Origin of the sequence: Nocardia sp. NPDC005825, from assembly GCF_040630175.1 — a bacterium.
Classification (GTDB): domain Bacteria; phylum Actinomycetota; class Actinomycetes; order Mycobacteriales; family Mycobacteriaceae; genus Nocardia.
On sequence record NZ_JBEXXC010000030.1, the window covers coordinates 21,326 to 27,768 of the forward strand.

Here is a 6,443-nt window from a genome sequence, read left to right on the forward strand (position 1 = left end):
CTATTGTTTTTGCTAGATCTACGTAGATATTCATGACATGCAAGTTGCCGAGGGCGGGGAGGATCCGTCGGCAGGCTGTATAGATCAGCGGAGACAGTTGGACAACTTGTGCATAACGCCTGGTGTGGGGGGTTAACGCCGGGGGCATCCATTCCGACAACCGGGCAAGAAGGCGCACTCTTCAGGAGGACGTCATGTCCATGCACACTCCTCGCGCGGCTGATTTCGACGGCCGCCACATCACCGTCACGGCCGATGACGGCGTGCCGCTCGCGGTCCGCGAGTTCGGCGCGACCGACGCTCCGGTCACCGTGGTGTTCGTCCACGGTCACTGCCTACGGGCCGAATCGTGGGCGTTCATGCGCGGGCATCTGCTGGAGACCTGGGGCGAGGACACCCACATGGTGTTCTACGACCATCGCGGACACGGGGATTCGGGCAATGCGGACCCCTCCACCTACACCATCGAACAGCTGGCCAAGGACCTGGACGTGGTTCTTCGGACCGTGGTGCCGACCGGACCCGTTGTGCTGGTGGGGCATTCGATGGGCGCGATGACGGTGCTCGCGTACGCGCGGCTGCACCCGCAGGCGATCGGCACCCGCATCGTGGGCGTCGGCCTGATCTCCAGCGCCGCCAACGGGGTGACCCGGGTGGGGCTGGGGCGGCTGCTGAGCCCGCCCGCCGTCAGCTCGCTGCGGGCCGCGGTGAAGCGTGCGCCGCGCGCCATGCAGGCTTCGAAGCACCTGAGCCGCCGCATCTTCGAGCCGATCATGCGCGACGCGACCCTGGGCACCCGGAAGGTGAACCCGCGCATGCTGGCGGTGGCGACGGCCATGCTCAACGACACCTCGCTGCTGACCATGGCCAGCTTCCTGGAGTCGCTGATCCAGTTCGACGAGTCCGCGACCCTGCACCGGCTGGGCACGATTCCGGTGCTGGTGCTGGCCGGGTCCGCGGACATCATGATCCCGTTCGCGCATTCGGTGGTGCTGGCCTCCCAGGTCGACGACGCCGAGCTGGTGCGCCTGGACGGGGCCGGACACAGCGTGATCCTGGAGCGGGCCGAGGAGGTGGCCGCGGCGGTGGTCGGGCTGGTGGCGCGGGCGACCGCGGCGATGCGCGCCGGGGACCCGGATTTCGGCCCCGACGGCGGGCCCGAGTACGCGATCGCGGGGTAGCTGGAAGCCACTCGGCGACGGCCCGATTCGTGGATCTGAAACGTGTCAGACCCCAATTTGAGCCCCCTCGACAGGCCCTCGACCAGCGAATATCCATCGCGGACGAGACGAATCCCACATGATCACGTACTGTGTTGTAGATCACGATGTGTGGTCTGTCACACGGGTCGAGGAGGTTTTCGATGACACGCAGCGAGATTGCGGAACTCCGCTACGCGGTTGGCCAGCTCCGCCAGTGCGTGGGCGCGTTGCGCTCGCACTACGGAGACGCGGGCACTGTCCGCCGGCTGGAGAACGATCTGGAGCGGCTCAGCATCGATGCCGACGAGTTCGAGCAGACCCCGCCCCCGGAGTCCCCGGCCGCGAAGCAGGAGACGATCTACGTCCCGGACGCCAAGCACGACGAGGCGGCCTGGATGGGCGCGCAGGACGAGGGCCTCGGCTTCCACTCCCGTCCCCGCACCAAGTAGCACCGGGCTTCCCCCTTTCCACAAGCCGTGCCGACCGGGAACAGGGTCGGCACGGGTAGATCCACGTCCTCGAGGCCGGTGTCGCCCTCGAGGATGATCCGCTCGTTCCGGCCCGCTCGAGGCCGATGCCGGCCCCTCCGCGAGCGCCTGCCGCCCGCACCGCGAAAGCGAGCACCACGCGGAGCCCCGGAAACCGGCGTGAGATCGGGCGATTCGAAGACCACGGCCAGAGCGCGCCCGGCGCCCGCCGGGGTGACGGCGAGTCCGAGGCGGACGGCACGCTGGCCGATTGCGCATCGAATGCCTCTGCGGCGCAGTGGTATTCGGACACCAGCGCGGGCACGACGTCGGCCGCGCCGGAGCGCACCACTCCACCTGGTAGGCCCACGGGCGTGCGCATCGGCATCACGATGACGGCTCGTCTCATCAGCGGCTCCCTTCAACCCTCATCAGGGGCACAGGCCACCACACCGTTGCCGCTGCCGTGTGACGGTATGTAACCAGCGGAAACGAGGCCCGGGGGCGGCGAAATCCCCACTCGCCCAATCCCGGTGACAGGCCGCCGAGTTCGCGAGATTGCCGTTAGTTCACTACTCGAACGAAACACTCATCCGCGCAGGAAATGTGGCGTAAATCACGGGATCACGAAATAGCTGATGCGAGCTCGAGTGATAGCACTCCTGTCGTAGGGTGCTCACCATCACATTCGATGCCGGAGGTAACGATGACGTTCCACGGGGTAGAGCAGCGAGGCAGGCCGCAGTGAGCGCCGCACCAGTCAAGGCTTCTGAATCGAGTACCGGGGTTTTCGGCAGGGGTCGGGCCGCCATCGCGGCACGCACGCTGCGCACCGACCGGTGGTGGTTGCCGCCGGCATTGACGGTGCTCGGGCTAGGGGCGTTCGTCGTCTACGCGACCGTCAGATCCTTTGTGCGGACCGCGTATTGGGTGAACGACTTCCACTATCTGACACCGTTCTATTCGCCCTGTCTGAGCGCTTCGTGCGTCGAGGGCTCCAGCCACTTCGGGACGCCGATCGGCGAGCTGCCGATGTGGATTCCGCTGGGCTTCCTGGTGCTGCCGTTCCTGTTGCTGTTCCGGCTCACCTGTTACTACTACCGCAAGGCCTACTACCGGTCGGTGTGGATGTCACCGCCGGCCTGCGCGGTGGCCGAGCCGCACGCCAAATATTCTGGGGAGACCAAGCTTCCGCTGATCATCCAGAACGCGCACCGCTACTTCTTCTATATCGCGGTGATCATCTCGGTGATCAACACCTATGACGCGGTGATCTCCTTCCACGCCAAGGACGGTGGCTTCGGCATCGGCCTGGGCACGGCGATCATCACCGGAAACGCCCTGCTGCTGTGGGCGTACACGCTGTCGTGCCACTCCTGCCGGCACATCGCGGGCGGGCGGCTCAAGCACTTCTCGCAGCACCCGGTGCGTTATCGCTTCTGGACGGTGGTGTCGAAGCTGAATACCCGGCACATGCAGTTGGCCTGGACCACGCTGGGCACGCTGGTCCTCACCGATTTCTACGTCATGCTGGTCGCGAGCGGAACCATCTCCGATCCTCGCCTCATCGGCTGACAGTCCTCTATTCCTCAGTCTCCCAGGAGTATTCGGTTCCATGCCTGAAGTCGAGCGGCACAAGTACGACGTCGTCGTGATCGGTGCCGGCGGTGCCGGCCTGCGTGCGGTGATCGAGGCCCGCGAACACGGGTTGTCGGTGGCGGTGGTCTGCAAGTCCCTGTTCGGCAAGGCGCACACCGTCATGGCCGAGGGCGGCTGCGCGGCCGCCATGGGCAATGCCAATGAGAAGGACAACTGGCAGGTCCATTTCAAGGACACCATGCGCGGTGGGAAGTTCCTCAACAACTGGCGCATGGCCGAACTCCATGCCCAGGAGGCCCCCGACCGGGTGTGGGAGCTGGAAACCTATGGGGCGCTGTTCGACCGGACCCCGGACGGGCGGATCAGCCAGCGCAACTTCGGCGGCCACACCTATCCGCGGCTGGCGCACGTCGGTGACCGCACCGGCCTGGAGATCATCCGCACCATGCAGCAGAAGATCGTCTCGCTGCAGCAGGAGGATTTCGCGCAGACCGGCGACTACGAGGCGCGGATCAAGATCTTCGCCGAGTGCACCATCACCGAACTGCTCAAGGACGGCGACAAGATCTCCGGGGCCTTCGGCTACTGGCGGGAATCGGGCCGCTTCATCCTGTTCGAGACGCCCGCGGTGGTCATCGCCACCGGCGGTGTCGGCAAGTCCTACAAGGTGACCTCCAACTCCTGGGAGTACACCGGCGACGGCCACGCGCTCGCCCTGCGCGCCGGGGCCTCGCTGATCAATATGGAGTTCCTGCAGTTCCATCCGACCGGTATGGTCTGGCCGCCCTCGGTGAAGGGCATCCTGGTCACCGAGGGTGTGCGCGGTGACGGCGGGGTGCTCAAGAACTCCGACGGCAAGCGGTTCATGTTCGACTACATCCCGCCGGTGTTCAAGGGACAGTACGCCGAGAGCATCGAGGAGGCGGACCAGTGGCTCAAGGACAACGACTCCGCCCGCCGCACCCCGGACCTGCTGCCCCGTGACGAGGTGGCGCGCGCCATCAACGAAGAGGTGAAGGCGGGGCGCGGCACCGAACACGGCGGCGTGTACCTCGACATCGCCTCGCGGCTGCCCGCCGACCAGATCGTCAAGCGGCTGCCGTCCATGCACCACCAGTTCAAGGAGCTGGCGGACGTGGACATCACGAAGGAGCCGATGGAGGTCGGGCCGACCTGCCACTACGTCATGGGCGGCATCGAGGTCGACCCGGACACCCAGGCCGCGAAGGTGCCGGGCCTGTTCGCGGCCGGTGAGTGCGCGGGCGGCCTGCACGGATCCAACCGGCTCGGCGGCAACTCGCTGTCGGACCTGCTGGTGTTCGGCCGTCGCGCCGGGCTGGGCGCGGCCACCTATGTGGAGCAACTGGCCGCGCGGCCCAAGATCTCCGACACCGATATCGCCGCGGCCGCGAAAGCGGCGGTGACGCCGTTCGATCCGCCGGACGAGGGCCGGGGGGAGAACCCCTACACCCTGCACATGGACCTGCAGCAGACCATGAACGACCTGGTCGGCATCATCCGCAAGGAACACGAGCTGAAGCAGGCCGTGGAGAAGCTGTCCGAACTGCGCGACCGCTACGACCACGTCACCGTGGAGGGGCACCGGCAGTTCAACCCGGGCTGGCACCTGGCCATCGACCTGCGCAATATGCTGCTGATCAGCGAATGCGTCGCGCAGGCGGCGCTGTTGCGCACCGAGAGCCGCGGCGGCCACACCCGCGACGACCACCCGGGCATGGATCCGGTGTGGCGGAATCAGTTGCTGGTCTGCACGATCGGCGACGACGAGGTCGGCTTCTCGGTGCCCGCGGTCACCGTCACCTCCGAGGCCCAGATCCCGATGCGCGCCGAGCTGCTGCGGCTGTTCGACCTGGCCGAACTCGAAAAGTATTACACCCCCGCCGATCTCGCCGAGCTGCGGGACGACGCCGGAAAGGCGGAATAGCCATGGGTTATCAGGCGAAGTTCAAGGTGTGGCGCGGCGATACCGAGGGCGGCGGCCTGCACGACTTCACCGTGGAGGTGAACGAGGGCGAGGTGGTGCTCGACATCATCCACCGCCTGCAGGCCACCCAGGCCCCGGATCTGGCGGTGCGCTGGAACTGCAAGGCGGGCAAGTGCGGTTCGTGCTCGGCCGAGGTGAACGGCCGGCCGCGGCTGCTGTGCATGACCCGGATGTCGACGTTCACCGAGGACGAAGTGGTGACGGTGACGCCGATGCGCACCTTCCCCGTCATTCGCGACCTGGTCACGGATGTGTCGTTCAACTACCGGAAGGCGCGCGAGATCCCGTCGTTCACGCCGCCGGTGGATCTGAAGCCGGGCGATTATCGGATGCAGCAGGCCGATGTGGAACGGTCACAGGAATTCCGCAAGTGCATCGAATGTTTCCTGTGCCAGAACACCTGTCACGTCGTGCGCGATCACGAGGACAACAAGCACGCATTCTCCGGCCCGCGTTACCTGATGCGAATTGCGGAACTCGAAATGCATCCTCTCGATGTGGCGGATCGCCGTGATCTGGCTCAAGAGGACGCCGGGCTGGGCTACTGCAATATCACGAAGTGCTGCACGGAGGTGTGCCCCGAGCACATCAAGATCACCGACAATGCGCTGATCCCGCTCAAGGAACGCGTGGTGGACCGGAAATACGATCCGATCGTCTGGCTGGGAAACAAACTGTTCCGTCGCTGACGAGTACCACAGAAAATCTGCCACCGGGGCCCCACGCACCAGCGTGGGGCCCCGGATTCCCAGCGCTGGAAGTTGATCACGAAACGGCAGCCGTTCAGCAACGAAACCATGTTTACGCGCGTTAAAACATGGGTATCCAACTATTCGTGGACCGAGGACTGAAGAATGCACGTCCCCGGTACCGGAAATTGGGTCCTGACGACTGGGTCGAACGGCTGATCGTAGGGATGCTCTTCGCGGTATCGGCGATGGGCGTATACGTACTGACCGGCGCTTTGATGCCTTCGGTCGCGATCGGTGTGCTGGTGGCCGCCGTCGCGATCGGAGTAGTCGCGATTCTCTGAGTGTGATCGTGAACGACTGATGCCGAGGTGGGGGGGGGGGGGGGGGCGGGCCCCCCCCGGAGGTCGAGAGAAGCACCCGGCTACAAGCGCCCCCCCCGACGACCAAGGCGACCACGCCCGGGGGTGGGGCGGCGGGG

The 6,443-nt window shown here is 65.8% G+C and carries 6 protein-coding genes; all 6 read left to right on the plus strand.

Annotated features, from left to right (window positions below):
* The first annotated feature begins 194 nt into the window (after nucleotides 1–194).
* The 6 genes from ABZ382_RS36240 to ABZ382_RS36265 all read left to right on the plus strand — a co-directional run bounded on the left by ABZ382_RS36240 (nucleotide 195) and on the right by ABZ382_RS36265 (nucleotide 6,306).
* The gene (locus ABZ382_RS36240) at nucleotides 195–1,181 is read left to right on the plus strand and encodes an alpha/beta hydrolase (protein WP_357098823.1); all 987 of its coding nucleotides are present in this window, start codon (nucleotides 195–197) and stop codon (nucleotides 1,179–1,181) included.
* Between the two features lie 182 nt (nucleotides 1,182–1,363).
* A complete protein-coding gene (locus ABZ382_RS36245) occupies nucleotides 1,364–1,651 on the plus strand; it encodes a hypothetical protein (RefSeq protein WP_357098825.1) in 288 nt (95 codons plus the stop codon).
* A gap of 762 nt (nucleotides 1,652–2,413) precedes the next feature.
* A complete protein-coding gene (locus ABZ382_RS36250; RefSeq protein WP_357098827.1) occupies nucleotides 2,414–3,244 on the plus strand; it encodes a hypothetical protein in 831 nt (276 codons plus the stop codon).
* A gap of 40 nt (nucleotides 3,245–3,284) precedes the next feature.
* Nucleotides 3,285–5,213, plus strand: a complete 1,929-nt coding sequence (locus ABZ382_RS36255; protein ID WP_357098829.1) for a fumarate reductase/succinate dehydrogenase flavoprotein subunit — start codon at nucleotides 3,285–3,287, stop codon at nucleotides 5,211–5,213.
* A gap of 2 nt (nucleotides 5,214–5,215) precedes the next feature.
* Complete coding sequence (locus ABZ382_RS36260; protein ID WP_357098831.1) at nucleotides 5,216–5,962, plus strand: succinate dehydrogenase/fumarate reductase iron-sulfur subunit; 747 nt, start codon at nucleotides 5,216–5,218, stop codon at nucleotides 5,960–5,962.
* Nucleotides 5,963–6,108: 146 nt separating this feature from the next.
* Nucleotides 6,109–6,306, plus strand: coding sequence for a hypothetical protein (locus ABZ382_RS36265; protein WP_357098833.1), 198 nt, complete (start codon nucleotides 6,109–6,111; stop codon nucleotides 6,304–6,306).
* Nucleotides 6,307–6,443 lie beyond the last annotated feature (137 nt).